The sequence below is a fragment of the Bacillus sp. XB1 genome (genome assembly GCF_053557995.1).
Genome location: NZ_JBNRIL010000004.1, coordinates 104,373 through 119,452 on the forward strand (window position 1 = coordinate 104,373; position 15,080 = coordinate 119,452).

13 protein-coding genes and 1 other annotated feature (1 of these 14 only partly in view) are annotated in these 15,080 nt (G+C 37.2%); of the genes, 10 read left to right on the forward strand and 3 right to left on the reverse strand.

Annotated features, from left to right (window positions below):
• Window positions 1-124, forward strand: a binding site (T-box leader); it begins 113 nt to the left of the window's first position.
• Window positions 125-189: 65 nt separating this feature from the next.
• The 3 genes from ACK1U5_RS23535 (at window position 190) to ACK1U5_RS23545 (ending at window position 3,053) form a co-directional block, all read left to right on the forward strand.
• Window positions 190-1,500, forward strand: coding sequence for an APC family permease (locus ACK1U5_RS23535; protein ID WP_069605094.1), 1,311 nt, complete (start codon window positions 190-192; stop codon window positions 1,498-1,500).
• Window positions 1,501-1,607: 107 nt separating this feature from the next.
• Window positions 1,608-2,792 carry an MFS transporter gene (locus tag ACK1U5_RS23540; RefSeq protein ID WP_002001400.1) on the forward strand — a complete coding sequence of 395 codons (1,185 nt, stop codon included), beginning with the start codon at window positions 1,608-1,610 and terminating at the stop codon, window positions 2,790-2,792.
• Between the two features lie 78 nt (window positions 2,793-2,870).
• Window positions 2,871-3,053, forward strand: coding sequence for a hypothetical protein (locus ACK1U5_RS23545; RefSeq protein WP_000288473.1), 183 nt, complete (start codon window positions 2,871-2,873; stop codon window positions 3,051-3,053).
• A gap of 27 nt (window positions 3,054-3,080) precedes the next feature.
• On the opposite strand, the gene ACK1U5_RS23550 is transcribed toward ACK1U5_RS23545, so the two are convergent.
• Window positions 3,081-3,839, reverse strand: a complete 759-nt coding sequence (locus ACK1U5_RS23550; protein WP_000939479.1) for a TrmB family transcriptional regulator — start codon at window positions 3,837-3,839, stop codon at window positions 3,081-3,083.
• Between the two features lie 186 nt (window positions 3,840-4,025).
• On the opposite strand from ACK1U5_RS23550, the gene ACK1U5_RS23555 reads away from it, so the two are divergent.
• The 4 genes from ACK1U5_RS23555 (at window position 4,026) to ACK1U5_RS23570 (ending at window position 7,929) form a co-directional block, all read left to right on the forward strand.
• The gene (locus tag ACK1U5_RS23555; RefSeq protein ID WP_113710563.1) at window positions 4,026-6,026 is read left to right on the forward strand and encodes a methyl-accepting chemotaxis protein; all 2,001 of its coding nucleotides are present in this window, start codon (window positions 4,026-4,028) and stop codon (window positions 6,024-6,026) included.
• A gap of 77 nt (window positions 6,027-6,103) precedes the next feature.
• The gene (locus ACK1U5_RS23560) at window positions 6,104-6,406 is read left to right on the forward strand and encodes an MTH1187 family thiamine-binding protein (protein WP_001018860.1); all 303 of its coding nucleotides are present in this window, start codon (window positions 6,104-6,106) and stop codon (window positions 6,404-6,406) included.
• Window positions 6,407-6,454: 48 nt separating this feature from the next.
• Window positions 6,455-6,700: a YusU family protein gene (locus ACK1U5_RS23565; RefSeq protein ID WP_001290594.1), complete on the forward strand. Its 246-nt coding sequence runs from the start codon at window positions 6,455-6,457 to the stop codon at window positions 6,698-6,700.
• Window positions 6,701-7,011: 311 nt separating this feature from the next.
• Window positions 7,012-7,929: a proline dehydrogenase family protein gene (locus ACK1U5_RS23570; protein ID WP_000436772.1), complete on the forward strand. Its 918-nt coding sequence runs from the start codon at window positions 7,012-7,014 to the stop codon at window positions 7,927-7,929.
• A 22-nt stretch (window positions 7,930-7,951) separates the two neighbouring features.
• Here ACK1U5_RS23570 and ACK1U5_RS23575 read toward each other — a convergent pair whose 3' ends face one another.
• The gene (locus ACK1U5_RS23575) at window positions 7,952-8,791 is read right to left on the reverse strand and encodes a D-alanyl-D-alanine carboxypeptidase family protein (protein WP_087965471.1); all 840 of its coding nucleotides are present in this window, start codon (window positions 8,789-8,791) and stop codon (window positions 7,952-7,954) included.
• An 87-nt stretch (window positions 8,792-8,878) separates the two neighbouring features.
• Window positions 8,879-9,025 (reverse strand): YuzL family protein, encoded by a 147-nt coding sequence (locus tag ACK1U5_RS23580; RefSeq protein ID WP_001096344.1) that lies wholly within the window; start codon window positions 9,023-9,025, stop codon window positions 8,879-8,881.
• Between the two features lie 235 nt (window positions 9,026-9,260).
• On the opposite strand from ACK1U5_RS23580, the gene ACK1U5_RS23585 reads away from it, so the two are divergent.
• The 3 genes from ACK1U5_RS23585 to ACK1U5_RS23595 all read left to right on the forward strand — a co-directional run bounded on the left by ACK1U5_RS23585 (window position 9,261) and on the right by ACK1U5_RS23595 (window position 14,964).
• Window positions 9,261-11,642, forward strand: a complete 2,382-nt coding sequence (locus ACK1U5_RS23585; RefSeq protein ID WP_113710564.1) for a 3-hydroxyacyl-CoA dehydrogenase/enoyl-CoA hydratase family protein — start codon at window positions 9,261-9,263, stop codon at window positions 11,640-11,642.
• A 21-nt stretch (window positions 11,643-11,663) separates the two neighbouring features.
• Window positions 11,664-12,836, forward strand: coding sequence for an acetyl-CoA C-acetyltransferase (locus ACK1U5_RS23590; RefSeq protein WP_001206324.1), 1,173 nt, complete (start codon window positions 11,664-11,666; stop codon window positions 12,834-12,836).
• 343 nt (window positions 12,837-13,179) lie between these two features.
• Window positions 13,180-14,964 (forward strand): acyl-CoA dehydrogenase family protein, encoded by a 1,785-nt coding sequence (locus tag ACK1U5_RS23595; RefSeq protein ID WP_000416291.1) that lies wholly within the window; start codon window positions 13,180-13,182, stop codon window positions 14,962-14,964.
• Window positions 14,965-15,080 lie beyond the last annotated feature (116 nt).

Consider the following 15,080-nt stretch of genomic DNA (forward strand, 5'->3'; position numbering starts at 1 on the left):
TGAACGAGCATCTAGTAATTGCTTGCCGGCAAAAACCGTTATTTAGACTTGAGAAATTGGTGAAGTGTATTACTTTACGAATTGAAACAAGGGTGGAACCACGAATACAACACTCGTCCCTTTTTTAGGGAGGAGTGTTTTTTTATTTCATTTTTGCATCACACTAGGATTGGAAGGAGGATACGCAGCATGCATCATGATGAGAAGAACAAAATTGGTTTAACAGTAGCACTTTCTATCGTAGTAGGAACGATTATTGGATCTGGTGTGTTTATGAAACCAGGGAGCGTATTAGATTACTCGGGGAGTTCTAATATGGCCATTCTTGCTTGGATAATTGGTGGTCTGTTGACGCTAGCAAGTGGTTTAACAGTAGCTGAAATTGGAGCGCAAATCCCGAAAAATGGTGGGTTGTATACGTATTTAGAGGAGATTTACGGAAGTTTTTGGGGATATTTATCAGGTTGGATGCAAACAATTGTTTATGGACCTGCTATTATCGGAACATTAGGTTTATACTTTAGTTCTTTAATGATTAATTTTTTCTATTTAGATAAAGTGTGGAATTTACCAATCGCAATTGGAACGGTTGTGTTCCTTGGCGTTGTAAATAGTATGGGAACAAAATATGGAGGTATCGTCCAAACGGTTACGACAATTGGGAAGATGATTCCGATTGTGTTAATTGTTGTGCTAGGTTTTTGGAAGGGGAATAGCGATATTTTTAACGTAGTTGTGCCGATATCAGAAAATCAAAGTATCGGTATGGCAATTTTAGCAACGTTATTTGCTTATGACGGCTGGATTTTACTTGCTTCGATTGGTGGAGAAATGAAGAATCCAACAAAGTTATTACCGAAAGCAATGACAGTAGGGATTTTAATCGTAACGGCTGCTTACGTATTAATTAACTTGGCGTTATTAAATGTATTACCAGCAGCAAAAATTGTAGACCTTGGAGAAAATGCAACAGCGACAGCTGCAGGCATGTTACTTGGAGAATATGGCGGAAAAATTATTAGTATTGGTATTATCGTTTCTATTTTCGGCTGTTTAAATGGAAAGATTTTAACGTTTCCACGTATCCCAATGTCTATGGCAGAGCGTGGACAACTTCCATTTTCTAAGTTTATTGCAAAGGAAAGTCCGAGATTTAAAACACCAGCAAATGCGATTACTGTTGAAATCATTTTAGGAATTATTTTAATGATTATTAGTGATCCAAATAAGCTATCTGAGATTTCCGTATTCATTATTTATATTTTCTATGTAATGACGTTTATTGGTGTCTTTATTTTAAGAAAACGTAATAAGAATAAAGAGCGTGCATATAGTGTACCGTTATTCCCAATCGTACCAATCGTAGCGATTTTAGGTTCGTTATTTGTAATTGGTAGTGCAATTATTAACGATCCAGTAAGTTGTTTCTTATCGATTGGAATTGTATTTACGGGACTGCCGGTGTATTGGTACTTGAATAAGAAGAAAGAAACAGAATGATGAAAAGGTAGGCGTATTATACGCCTACCTTTTTTACTGTAAAAAAATTGTACTTGCTTCCACTTTCTATTTTGGTTACTATGATGGTAGTAACCAAAATAGAAAGCGTGGGGAAAGACTTGAATTTTCGTGTTTATATTTTAGCTATCGCGGCTTTTGTAGTCGGAACGGTTGAGCTAATTATAGGAGGAACGCTCGATTTAGTTGCCAATGATTTAGGAGTATCTATTAGTGCAGCTGGTCAGCTTATAACAATATTTTCGGTAGTATTTGCTTTGTCAGGTCCAGTTTTATTAGCTTTGACAGGGAAGTTTGAAAGAAAAACATTGTATGTTGGAGCATTATCGATTTTCTTAATCGGAAATATTATTTCGGCATTTAGTGTGAATTACGGAATGCTGATGTTCTCAAGGGTTATTTGTGCGGCGAGTGGTTCATTAATTATTGCACTATCGGTAACACTTGCTTCTAGTGTAGTAGAACCGCATTTTCGTGCGCGTGCAATTGGAATCATTTTTATGGGAATTAGTGGATCACTTGTACTTGGAGTACCGCTTGGTCTTGTACTCGGAAATGCATATGGATGGCGTGCACCATTTGTATTAATTTCGGTATTAACAGTTATGGCAATTGCTTGTATTTCATTATTCTTAACGAAAGTACCACCGACATCGGTATTATCAATAAAAGAACAACTTGCTACTTTAAAAGATAAAAAAATTGTAAGTGCACAGTTAACATCATTTTTGTTTTTAACAGGGCATTTAACATTGTATGCATATTTAACACCGTTTTTAAAAGATGTCATGCATGTTGAAGCAAACTGGATTAGTGTGTTTTACTTTATTTTCGGAATCGCAGCAGTAATTGGTGGCGGATTCGGTGGCTGGCTTGCTGATAAATGGGGATCGAAGAAAAGTATTATTTCTATCATTATCGTATTTGCGTGTGCAATCTTCATACTGCCATTAATGACATTCTCATTCCCGCTCTTCATCATTATGATGGGACTTTGGAGTATGCTGAGCTGGGCGATTTCACCAGCGCAACAAAACTATTTAATTGAAATTGCACCAGAATCAGCTGGTATTCAGCAAAGTTTAAATAACTCTGCCCTTCACTTAGGGATTGCACTTGGTTCAACAGTAGGCGGAGTTGTTATCGAAAAATCATCTGTTATATATAATGCTTGGGTAGGCGGTGGCTTTATTGTATTAGCACTGCTTTGCGCGATTTTCTCGATTACGAGAGGACGCTCTACTCAGTTCGTGAAAGAAGAATCTATCGTTTGATAGGTTCTTTTTTTATTTGTAAAAAATTGCAGGTTTTAGTAGAAAGGTGGAGAATTTGTATGTAGCGAGGTGATGTATATGTATACGAATTTTTCAATTATTGGTCTTCTAATTTCAATGCTCCCCTTGTTTCTTATTATTCTTGCACTTAGATGGGTTCGTTTCATCTATAAAAATTCAGAGAAACAGGTAGAGCAAAATGAGAAAATCATTGAGCTGTTGATGGAGATAAAGGAACAAAACGAAAAGGAGTCTAAGTGAAAAACTAGACTCCTTTTTATTATTTAATTAGTATCTTAATTTCATTAACAAACTCTTAATTTCCTCATCTTCCATAAAGAGGTCATGGTGTTTCTGGGTAATCTTTGCAAGTGCAACGTCATGATAGAAAAATTCTGTAAAGAACTTTACGAAAGGTTGTGACATTGTTTTCATCGCTTGCCATGACTCTTGTTCTACGCCAGCAAATAAAATTTCACGATCGTCAACGATGAGTAGCAAGTAGCGCTCTAATGCATTAGGTTCTTCAGCTGGGATTAGAAAATGCATGTTTTCTAAGTCTGTTTCTACTTCTCCAACAATAAGGGATTCAATTTGAACACCTTGTTTTGCTTTTTGTTCTAGTAAAGGAAGATATTCTAAAAGAGTATCATTCCAAGCTGAAATACGGATTGATTCTTTTGCACTTTCAATGAGTTCCTTACTTTGAACTCGAATAGAAGATTGCATCTTTAAGCTCCACACACGGTCATCTGTAAATGATTTTTTTGATATATTTGTTTCCAGTTCTTTAATATTTGATTGGAATTCTGTCGTTAATTTTTCAATTGCTAGCTTTAGTGGTAATGCTGTATACAGTTTTTTCTTTTCTGAAACAGAATCCATTACCATTCCTTTATCGATTAGGCGTGCTAGCACTTCATATATTTTTGCTTTTGGAACACCTGAATGCTTCACAATTGTTGTAGCATCTAATGGTTCATTGCTTGATACGACAACTTCATAAGCTTGGCTTTCATATTGTGAGAAACCGAATTTTTGTAACATAGTTCCCTCCGAACGAATGAGATTATATTTTAAGGATAATGAACTATTTGTTTTTGCACAAGTGGTAGTCCGTTTTCTAATTGTATTAAGGTGAGAATTAATTTCAATTTTTAAATTTTATCTATTATACTTAATATAATGATTAATAAGATTTTAATTTAATGCGAAGGGGATGCTGGGGGGAAGATGTTAAGAAGTTTACGTTTAAAAATTGCGGTAGTGTTTTCAGTTCTTATTTCTATGATGTTCGTAATATTGGGTACAGCTGTGTATCAATTACAGAAAGAAAAGGAAGTGCGTTCCTTAGACGAGTATTCTCAAAATGCGATGGATCTTGTAACAGAGCAACTTACGACATTTGTTCAAAGAACGGATGAAGATATGGGGTATTACGCGAACAGTGAGATGATTCGTAATATACTTCAAGGTGGGGTTACTCCAGAAGAGGAAGCGTTTTTAACGAAAGAGTTTGCGGAGTATAAAAAGAATCATCCTGGTATTTTAGATTTATATATTGGTACGAAAGATAAAAAAACATTAAGTGCCAATCTTGCTGAAGGTGGGCAAGTGCCAGAAGGATACGATCCAACGACAAGACCATGGTATAAAGATTCAGAGGCTGATGTAAAAAAGGTCCACTGGGGACAACCTTCTTATGAAATTGCAACAGGAAAGTTAAGTGTAGGTGTTTCTAAAGCAATTACAGCTCAAGATGGATCTGTATTAGGCGTTGTTGCGATGGATGTATCGCTTGGGACGATTCAGAAGTTGCTTCACAATATTCAATACAATAATGACGGAGAAATGTTTATTATAAATGATAAAAATATGGCTCTTGTTTATCCAGAAAAGATAGGAAAAGATGTTTCTAAAGAGCCACTTATAAAGAGCTTAAATAAAGAGGTAACAAAATATGCGGTCAGTACAATAAAAGGTGAAGATGTAGTTGTTTACAGTCAATCATTTGATACGATGAAATGGACGATAGGAATCTTTTATCCGAAAGAAACGATCGATGGGCTATTAAATAGTACGAGAAATACAGTTATTATAATGGCATGTATTAGTTTATTAGTTGGAATCGTAGCTTCCTACTTGTTCTCAAGAAGATTAGCAAGACCACTGCAACTATTAAAGAATCACGTGCAAAAAGTAGCAGAAGGCGATTTAACGTTGCGAATGAAAGTGACAAGTAAAGATGAAGTTGGAGAGTTGACTAAGCACTTTAATGATATGGTTGAACAAATGAATGAAATGGTAAGTAAAATTAAAAACAGTGTATCAACGGTGCAACAATCAACGAATAGTTTACATTACTTAACGAATGAAACAGTAGCGGCTAGTAGAGAAGTTTCAGGAGCAATGGATGATGTGAGTGGAGGAGCCTCTACTCTTGCGAATAGTGTGGATGAAGTTTCAGCTCAGCTCGAGAATATGGCGGAGTCAGTGGAACAAATGAATAGCTCCGTCGGTGAAATAAAAGGAGTGGCTGGCAAAGCGGAAGAGGCATCTAAGCAAGGATTAAATACAATGAGGAATTTAATCCGTACGAGGGGACAATCATCTTCGATTGTTGTTCATACAGAAGAAGCATCGGATAAGTTAGAACAAAGAGTTGGATCGATTCAAAATGTTGTTGAGCTTATAAAAGGCATTTCGGATCAAACAAATTTACTTGCTTTAAATGCATCGATTGAAGCTGCCCGTGCAGGTGAGCAAGGTAAGGGATTTGCGGTTGTTGCTGAAGAGGTTCGGAAATTAGCGGAACAATCAAAAGAGGCAACCGGAGAAATCACAACGATGATTGGTGATGTACAATTAGAAGTAAAAAGGGTTGTAGAAGTTGTAAGTAAATTGAAAGACATTGCAGATGTACAAAATAAAGTGACGACAGAGGCGGAAATGGAGTTCCGCACAATTATGTCAGTTGTAAATACGATTAGTACTTCAGTTGAAAAAATTGTAGAAGAGGTACATAACATAGGTTACGAGCAAGGGGAAATTACAGCGGTAATGCATACAATTGCTGGTACGAGTCAAGAAAGTGCAGCTGTTTCTGAAGAGGTACATGCTGCAACGGAATCACAGGTGAATCATTTAGAAAAGGTAGCTCACACGATGGAAAGTTTGACAGAACATATGAGAGATTTAGAAAGATTAGTCGAGCAGTTTAAAGTGGAAGAGTAACATATTAGTAAAATGATGAGGATTTCGGTAAAATAGACAATGGATATATAAGAAACGATTATAGGAGGAAGACTACTATGGCAATTGTTGATGTATCGATTATTCCAGTAGGAACAGGTAATCCAAGTGTTAGTGAATATGTAGCAGAAGTACAAAAGGTGCTAGAGAAAAATGCGGATCGCGTGAAGTATCAATTAACACCGATGAATACAATTATTGAAGGAGATCTTCCTGTCATTCTAGAAGTAATTCAACAAATGCATGAAGTTCCATATACGAAAGGTGCGCAGCGCGTTGCAACAACTATTCGTATTGATGATCGTCGTGATAAAGTAAGCACAATGGAGAAAAAATTAAACTCTGTTCGATCAAAATTATAAGAAAAAGCAGCGACCTTCGCTGCTTTTTTCATATAGGAGGTAAATAAAATGAGTGAAAAGTTTAACGAGCAGTTTGATGGTTTACTGGAGAAATACACTGAGCTGTTACTTGGAGAGAGCAATGAAGAGAGAAAAGAACAGGTACAGAAGTGGGCACTGTATTCTTACATAGCGAAGACGATGCCAGCTTTAGTAAAGCATTGGAATGAAACTTATCCAGATGCGAAAGAAGAGATGGTACAGTTAATTACAGATATTAAAAGGCTGAATGAAGAGAAGCGAAATGAGCAATAAAAAAACTTAAGGGAAATATAATCGTAAGTTTTCTGTATTAATATCCTTATATAATTTACATGGAATATTAAGGGTTTTATAGGCATGTCGAATATTTTCGACATGCCTATTTTATGCCTATTAAACTCCATTTTTCTAAATGTCGAAAAATATTTCAGGTATATTTATAAGCAGAAATATAGGTTTTTAAATGTTTTTATAGTATTTTATAAATTATCTAAATAATTATTTGTATCCAATAATTTTAAACAATGATATAATTTTGAAGAGGGGTAAAAAACAGATAAATTACAGTCATAGGGGTGAATTACATGGAACAATTAATGCGAAATTCGTTTCTTTTCTTGTCAAAAAATAAAGCGCTAACAAAACTGGCTAAAAAGTACGGTTTACGCTTTGGTGCAGGTCGCTTTGTCGCAGGGGAGACAATTGAATTAGCGACAGCAGCTATTAAACAATTGAACAAGCAAGGACTTTGTGTAACAATCGATTATTTAGGGGAATTCGTTGATAATGAAGCGGAAGCAAATGAAATGGCTAACCAATCGATTGAAGCAATCCGTGCAATTGGAAGAGAAGGTCTTGATTCGCAGCTTTCTTTAAAGATGACTTCTATGGGATTAGATATCTCTGATGAAATCGTAATGAACAATATGCGCCGTATTTTAGAAGCGGCGAAAGAAAATGGTGTGTTCGTTACCATTGATATGGAAGACTATACACGCTGTGGTAAAACAATTGATATCTTTAAACAATTAAAATCTGAATACGATAATATTGGTACTGTTATTCAAGCTTACCTATATCGTACAGAAAAAGATATTGAAGATTTAAATGCTTATAATCCTAATTTACGTCTTGTAAAAGGTGCTTATAAAGAACCTGAAGAAGTGGCATTCCCAGACAAGAAAGATGTAGATGACAATTATAAAAAAATTATTAAAATGCACTTATTAAATGGAAATTATACTGCAATTGCTTCACATGACGAAGCGATTATTGAATATACAAAAAAACTTGCTGAAGAACACAACATTCCAAGGGATCAATTTGAATTCCAAATGTTATATGGTATTCGTAATGAGCGTCAACTTGAGCTAGTAAAAGAAGGCTACAAAATGCGTGTTTACGTACCTTATGGAAACGACTGGTATGGATATTTCATGCGTCGTCTAGCAGAGCGTCCAGCAAACGTTGCGTTCGTATTAAAAGGTATGGTTAAAAAATAACCAAGGAGAAAATACTCCTTGGTTATTTTAATTGCTGAAATGCATAATGTGCCATTTTCTTCGTATCAGGATACAGTTGCTTGCGGGTAGAAGATAATACAACATTAATGACACGTTTACCGTCTTTTTCATCCACTGTTACGACTGTATATTTGCCAAGTGCTGATAGACCGCTTTTACTTCCAATCGCATATGGATCGTCATATAGTTCTTCTCGTCCGTAGTTTGCGATGTTTGGAGAGCGTTCTGAAGTATGTAGAGTTGTACGCGTTGAATTCATATATTCTAAAACAACTGGATACTTTAATGCTTCTTTCGTAATAATAGCAATGTCATATGGCGATACTTTATTTCCAAGTGCATCAGCACCACTTGCGTTCTTGAAAGTCGCATGCTTTGTACCAAGTTCCTTCGCTCTAGCATTCATCATTTTCACAAATTCATTTTTTGATCCTGCGATATGTTCTGCAATTGATTCAGCTATTGGGTCTGCACTAATGATAAGCATAAGTTTTAATGCCTCATCACGCTTTAATTTTTCTCCAGCACGAAGTTTAATTTTCTTGCTTTGACTTTCTGTTTTAATTGCGTTGTCTGTAACTGTAATTTCTTCATCTTCTTTTACATTCTCTAGTAAAAGAAGGGTTGTCATCATTTTGGCTATACTAGCCGGATAAGAGCGTTCGTCTTCGCGTTTCCCATACAAAATTTCACCTGTGTCTGCATCGATTGTAACCCCATATTGCCCAGTAATGTTGGGTTGATCAGCTCTTACAGCTTGTTGTCTTTGTGCATAAGAGAAGAAAATCATCCCTGTAAATAGTGTGGCAATCATTACAATCATAACTATTGTTCGTTTCATTATAATTCCCTCATTTGTTACAAATAAATTGGGCAGAAAAAGCAGCCATTAATCATTATGCCACGTTCTCTGCCCAAAAATATAGCGTTATTTTTCGCCCATATTATGCTTTTTATATTGTTGGTTATTACCTTGACGTCCTTTTTCCACGCCGTGGTTATGCGGACCTGCGTTTCCAGTTACACTAGCTGCACTAATTCCAGCCTTTGAAGGGTTCTTCTTAAGTTTTGCCATATATATTCCTCCAGTTTCGTCAGATTATAAAAAGGGAAAGTGTATTTTAGTGAAGAAAATACATATATAGCATGGCCAAATGAAAGAAAAGTATTTATTTCAGAAAATTTTATCAATAAATATATTGCGAAAATTTAAACAGTATCATATATTTATTAGTAGAGGCTCACTCATTGATTGCGACTTATGTCGAAAAATTGAATGAGCATTCATTCAAGAATAGGGGGAGAATTGGATGTTCCAAATTAAAAAGGCTGCTGTTCTAGGTTCAGGCGTAATGGGTTCGGGAATTGCGGCACACTTAGCTAATATTGGTATTCCGACATTATTGCTTGATATTGTACCACCTGCGCTTACGAAAGAAGAAGAAGCGAAGGGACTTACATTAGAACATAAAAGTGTGAGAAATCGTTTTAGTAATATGGCTGTGCAAAAACTATTAAAGCAAAAACCAGCTCCTCTGACAGTGAAAGGAAATCTAGCACTGATTGAAGCAGGTAACTTAGAAGATGATCTTGAGCGTCTAGCTGATGTAGATTGGATTATTGAAGTAGTAGTTGAAAACTTAGATATTAAAAAGAAATTATTTGAAAAAGTAGACGCTGTTCGTAAACCGGGCTCAATTGTAAGCTCGAATACGTCAGGCATTTCAGTTGAAAAAATGGCAGAAGGTCGTTCAGACGACTTCCAGAAACACTTCTTAGGCACACACTTTTTTAACCCACCACGATATTTAAAACTTCTAGAGGTAATACCGACGAAAGAAACAGATCCACAAGTATTAAGCTTCATGAAACTATTTGGCGAAGACGTTCTTGGAAAAGGCGTTGTTATCGCAAAAGATACACCAAACTTTATTGGAAACCGCATCGGTACGTACGGTTTACTTGTTACTCTTCAAGAGATGGTAAAACGCGGCTATAGCATTGGGGAAGTTGATTCTGTAACAGGCCCACTTATTGGTCGTCCGAAGAGCGCAACGTTCCGCACATTAGATGTTGTCGGTTTAGATACATTCGTACACGTTGCAAATAACGTATATGAAAATGTGCAAGAAGAAGAGCGTGATGTATTTAAAGTACCAGCTTTCATGCATGACATGCTTGAGAAAAAATGGCTTGGAAGCAAAACAGGTCAAGGATTCTTCTTAAAACAAGGAAAAGAAATTTTAGAACTAAATCCTGAAACGATGGAATATGAAGCGCGTAAAAAATTAAAAGCTGCATCCGTAGAGTTAAGTAAACAAGAAAAAGGATTAGCGAATAAATTGAAAGCGCTTGTATACGCAAAAGACCGCGCAGGAGAGTTATTATGGAACATCATTACACCAACTCTTTTATACTCTGCAAAACTGCATAAAGAAATTGCTGACGATATCGTTGCAATTGACCAAGCGATGAAGTGGGGCTTCGGCTGGGAGCAAGGACCGTTTGAAGTTTGGGATGCAATCGGAGTTGAAAAATCTGTTCAAAAGATGGAAGAAAACGGCGTAGTCGTTCCTACTTGGGTGAAAGAAATGTTAGAGAAAGGTTTCACTACTTTCTATAAACATGATAACGGCGATAGCTACTATTACGATAATGGCGAATATAAGCTAATCGAACGTAATAAAAAAGCAATTTCTCTTAAGCAATTAAAAGCGAAAAATGGTGTCTTAAAGAAAAATAGCGGAGCGAGCTTAATTGATTTAGGCGACGGCATCCTTTGCTTAGAGTTCCATTCGAAGAGTAATGCAATCGGTATGGATATTACGCAAATGATTAACTACGCTGTTGATGAAGTAGAAAAGAATTATAAAGGTCTTGTTATCGGTAACCAATCGAAGAACTTCTGCGTTGGTGCGAACTTAGCAATGATCTTAATGGAAGCACAAGATGACAACTACTTTGAAATTGAGTTAGTTGTGAAAAACTTCCAAGATGCAATGACGAAAATTAAATACTCTTCTAAGCCAGTTGTAGCAGCACCATATGGTATGACGCTTGGCGGAGGTACAGAAGTTTGTTTACCAACAGCGAGCATTCAAGCTTCTAGCGAAACGTATATGGGCTTAGTAGAAGTTGGTGTTGGCTTAATCCCTGGCGGAGGCGGTAATAAAGAGCTATACATTAAACACTTAAACAAAATGCCAAAAGGTGTAGAGTTTGATCTGCAAAAAGTTGCAAATAAAGTGTTCGAAACAGTCGCAATGGCGAAAGTTTCAACTTCAGGACAAGAAGCAGTTTCTCATAACTTCTTAGGTGATAAAGATGGTATTAGTGTGAATGGTGATCACTTACTATACGATGCGAAACAGAAAGCACTTGCTTTATATGAAGCTGGTTATAAAGCGCCGATCCGTAAAAAGATACCAGTTGTTGGGGAAACAGGATATGCAACTCTTGCACTTGGTGCGGAAGCAATGCATTTATCTGGTTACATTTCAGAGTACGATCTTCACATTGCTAAGAAACTTGCATATGTCATTGCGGGCGGAAAAGTGCCGTACGGAACAGAGGTTGATGAGCAATATTTATTAGATGTAGAACGTGAAGCATTTATTAGCTTAGTAAGTGAGATGAAATCACAAGCAAGAATGCAGCACATGCTTGTAAAAGGAAAGCCATTACGTAACTAATAACGAGGGGAGATATCGTTCATGAGAGAAGCTGTCATTGTTGCGGGAGCAAGAACACCAATTGGAAAAGCAAAGAGGGGTTCATTAAAAACAGTTCGTCCTGACGATCTAGGGGCGTTAGTAGTAAAGGAAACGTTAAAGCGTGCGAATTATGAAGGACCAATCGATGATTTAATTTTCGGTTGTGCGATGCCAGAAGCAGAGCAAGGTTTAAATATGGCTCGTAATATCGGCGGATTAGCAGGACTTTCTTACGATGTTCCAGCTATTACGATTAACCGTTACTGTTCTTCAGGTTTACAAAGTATCGCTTACGGAGCTGAGCGTATTATGCTTGGTCACTCTGAAGCTGTATTATCAGGCGGAGCAGAATCAATGAGTTTAGTTCCAATGATGGGACACGTTGTTCGTCCGAATAGTCGCCTTGTAGAAGCGGCTCCAGAATATTATATGGGTATGGGACATACAGCAGAGCAAGTTGCTGTGAAATATGGAATTTCTCGTGAAGAGCAAGATGCATTTGCAGTAAGAAGTCATCAACGTGCTGCGAAAGCATTAGCTGCAGGAAACTTTGCTGATGAAACAGTACCTGTAGATGTGACGTTACGCTCGGTTGGATCAAACAATAAACTTCAAGAAGAAACAATCACTTTCGCACAAGACGAAGGTGTAAGAGCAGAGACGACACTAGACATTTTAGGAAAATTACGTCCAGCATTTAACGTTCGCGGTTCTGTAACGGCTGGTAACTCTTCACAAATGAGTGATGGTGCAGCATCTGTATTATTAATGGATCGCGAAAAAGCAGTGAGCGATGGCATGAAGCCACTTGCGAAATTCCGTTCATTTGCAGTAGCTGGCGTACCACCAGAAGTAATGGGAATCGGCCCAATCGCTGCAATTCCAAAAGCGTTAAAACTAGCTGGCTTAGAGTTATCTGATATTGGCTTATTCGAACTAAATGAAGCATTTGCTTCTCAATCGATCCAAGTTATTCGTGAACTTGGTTTAGATGAAGAAAAAGTAAACGTAAACGGTGGTGCAATCGCACTTGGACATCCACTTGGCTGTACAGGAGCAAAACTAACACTATCTCTTATTCACGAAATGAAACGCCGCAACGAACAATTCGGTATCGTAACAATGTGTATCGGCGGCGGAATGGGAGCAGCGGGAGTATTTGAATTACTATAAAAAAAGTGGAAGCGGCTTGTTCAGAATGTGAGGGGGATGGAGCTTCAGACGTAGAGGCGCTCTTTGCCTCGTAGGAAGAAGCGAAGCCACCGAACATTCTAGCCGCTGGAACTGGACTATAAAAAAAGTGAAAGTGGTTTGCTCAGAACAGGAGGGCGTTGGAAGCCTTGACGAAGAGGCGCTTTTTGCCTCACAGGAAGGGGTGAAACGACCGACTGTTCTAGCCGCTGGAACTGGATTATAAAAAAAAAATGGAAGCAACAAAGGTTTATAAAAAAAGGGAGAGCTAGCTTCTTTCAAAAAGAGAGAAGCGGCTCATGAAAATATGAAGGAGGAAATTTTCATGGAAAAAACAGTAGGAAATGCGGTTAAAGGCGGTAGCTTTTTAGTAGATGAGATTACGATTGATCAAGTGTTTACGCCAGAAGATTTTTCATCTGAGCATAAAATGATTGCAAAAACGACAGAGGACTTTATCGTAAATGAAGTTCTTCCAGAGCTTGAATATTTAGAGCAACATGAGTTTGATCGCTCAGTTCGTCTTTTAAAAGAAGCTGGAGAACTTGGTTTATTAGGCGCTGACGTACCAGAAGAGTACGGCGGAATTGGTCTTGATAAAGTAAGCTCAGCGTTAATCGCAGAGAAGTTCTCTCGCGCTGGTGGCTTTGCAATTACTCACGGTGCTCACGTAGGTATCGGCTCTTTACCAATCGTATTATTCGGTAACGAAGAGCAAAAGAAAAAATATTTACCATTGCTTGCAACTGGTGAAAAATTAGCTGCATACGCATTAACAGAGCCAGGTTCAGGATCTGATGCATTAGGCGCAAAAACAACTGCACGTTTAAATGCAGAAGGTACACATTATGTATTAAACGGTGAAAAACAATGGATTACAAACTCTGCATTCGCTGACGTATTCGTTGTATATGCAAAAATTGATGGCGAGCACTTCTCAGCATTTATCGTAGAGAAAGACTACGCTGGCGTATCTACAAGCCCAGAAGAAAAGAAAATGGGTATTAAATGTTCTTCAACTCGTACGTTAATTTTAGAAGATGCGTTAGTACCGAAAGAAAACTTACTTGGCGAAATCGGTAAAGGTCATATTATCGCATTCAACATTTTAAATATCGGTCGTTATAAATTAGGTGTTGGTACAGTTGGATCTGCGAAACGTGCAGTAGAAATTTCAGCACAATATGCAAACCAACGTCAACAGTTCAAACAACCAATCGCTCGCTTCCCATTAATTCAAGAGAAACTTGCGAATATGGCAGCAAAAACATATGCAGCTGAAAGCTCTGTATATCGTACAGTAGGTTTATTCGAAAGCCGCATGAGCACATTATCTGAAGAAGAAGTAAAAGACGGTAAAGCAGTAGCAGCTTCTATCGCTGAATATGCAATCGAGTGCTCTTTAAACAAAGTATTCGGTTCTGAAGTATTAGACTATACAGTAGATGAAGGTGTTCAAATTCACGGTGGTTATGGATTTATGGCAGAGTACGAGATTGAAAGAATGTACCGCGATTCTCGTATTAACCGTATTTTCGAAGGAACGAACGAAATTAACCGCCTAATCGTACCAGGTACGTTCTTACGTAAAGCGATGAAAGGTGAATTACCACTTCTTCAAAAAGCACAAAAATTACAAGAAGAGTTAATGATGATGATGCCAGAAGAAGTAGGCGATGAGCCATTAGCACTTCAAAAGTATTTAGTAACTAATGCGAAGAAAATCGGCTTAATGGTAGCTGGATTAGCGGCTCAAAAATACGGTAAAGCATTAGATAAAGAGCAAGAAATTCTTGTAAATATCGCTGACATCGTAAGCAATCTATACGCAATGGAATCAGCTGTTCTTCGTACAGAAAAAGCGATCAAAACAACTGGTCTTGAAAAGAATAAACAAAAAGTGTTATACACTGAAGTATTCTGCCAAGAAGCATTTAACGAAATCGAAGCAGATGCGAAAGAAACACTTATCGCAGTTGAAAATGGCGACATGCTGCGCATGATGTTATCATCATTACGTAAATTAACTCGTCACACACCACTTAACGTAATTCCGAAGAAACGTGAAATCGCTGCGAAAATTTTAGAAGATGAGCGTTACACAGTTTAATATCTTTAAAGAACAGTAGTCGTTTATACGGCTACTGTTCTTTTTTTTGAAAAAAATAAATTTTTTAGTGACATAAAACTAATGCCATTAGTATAATAAAACTAATAGTATTAGTT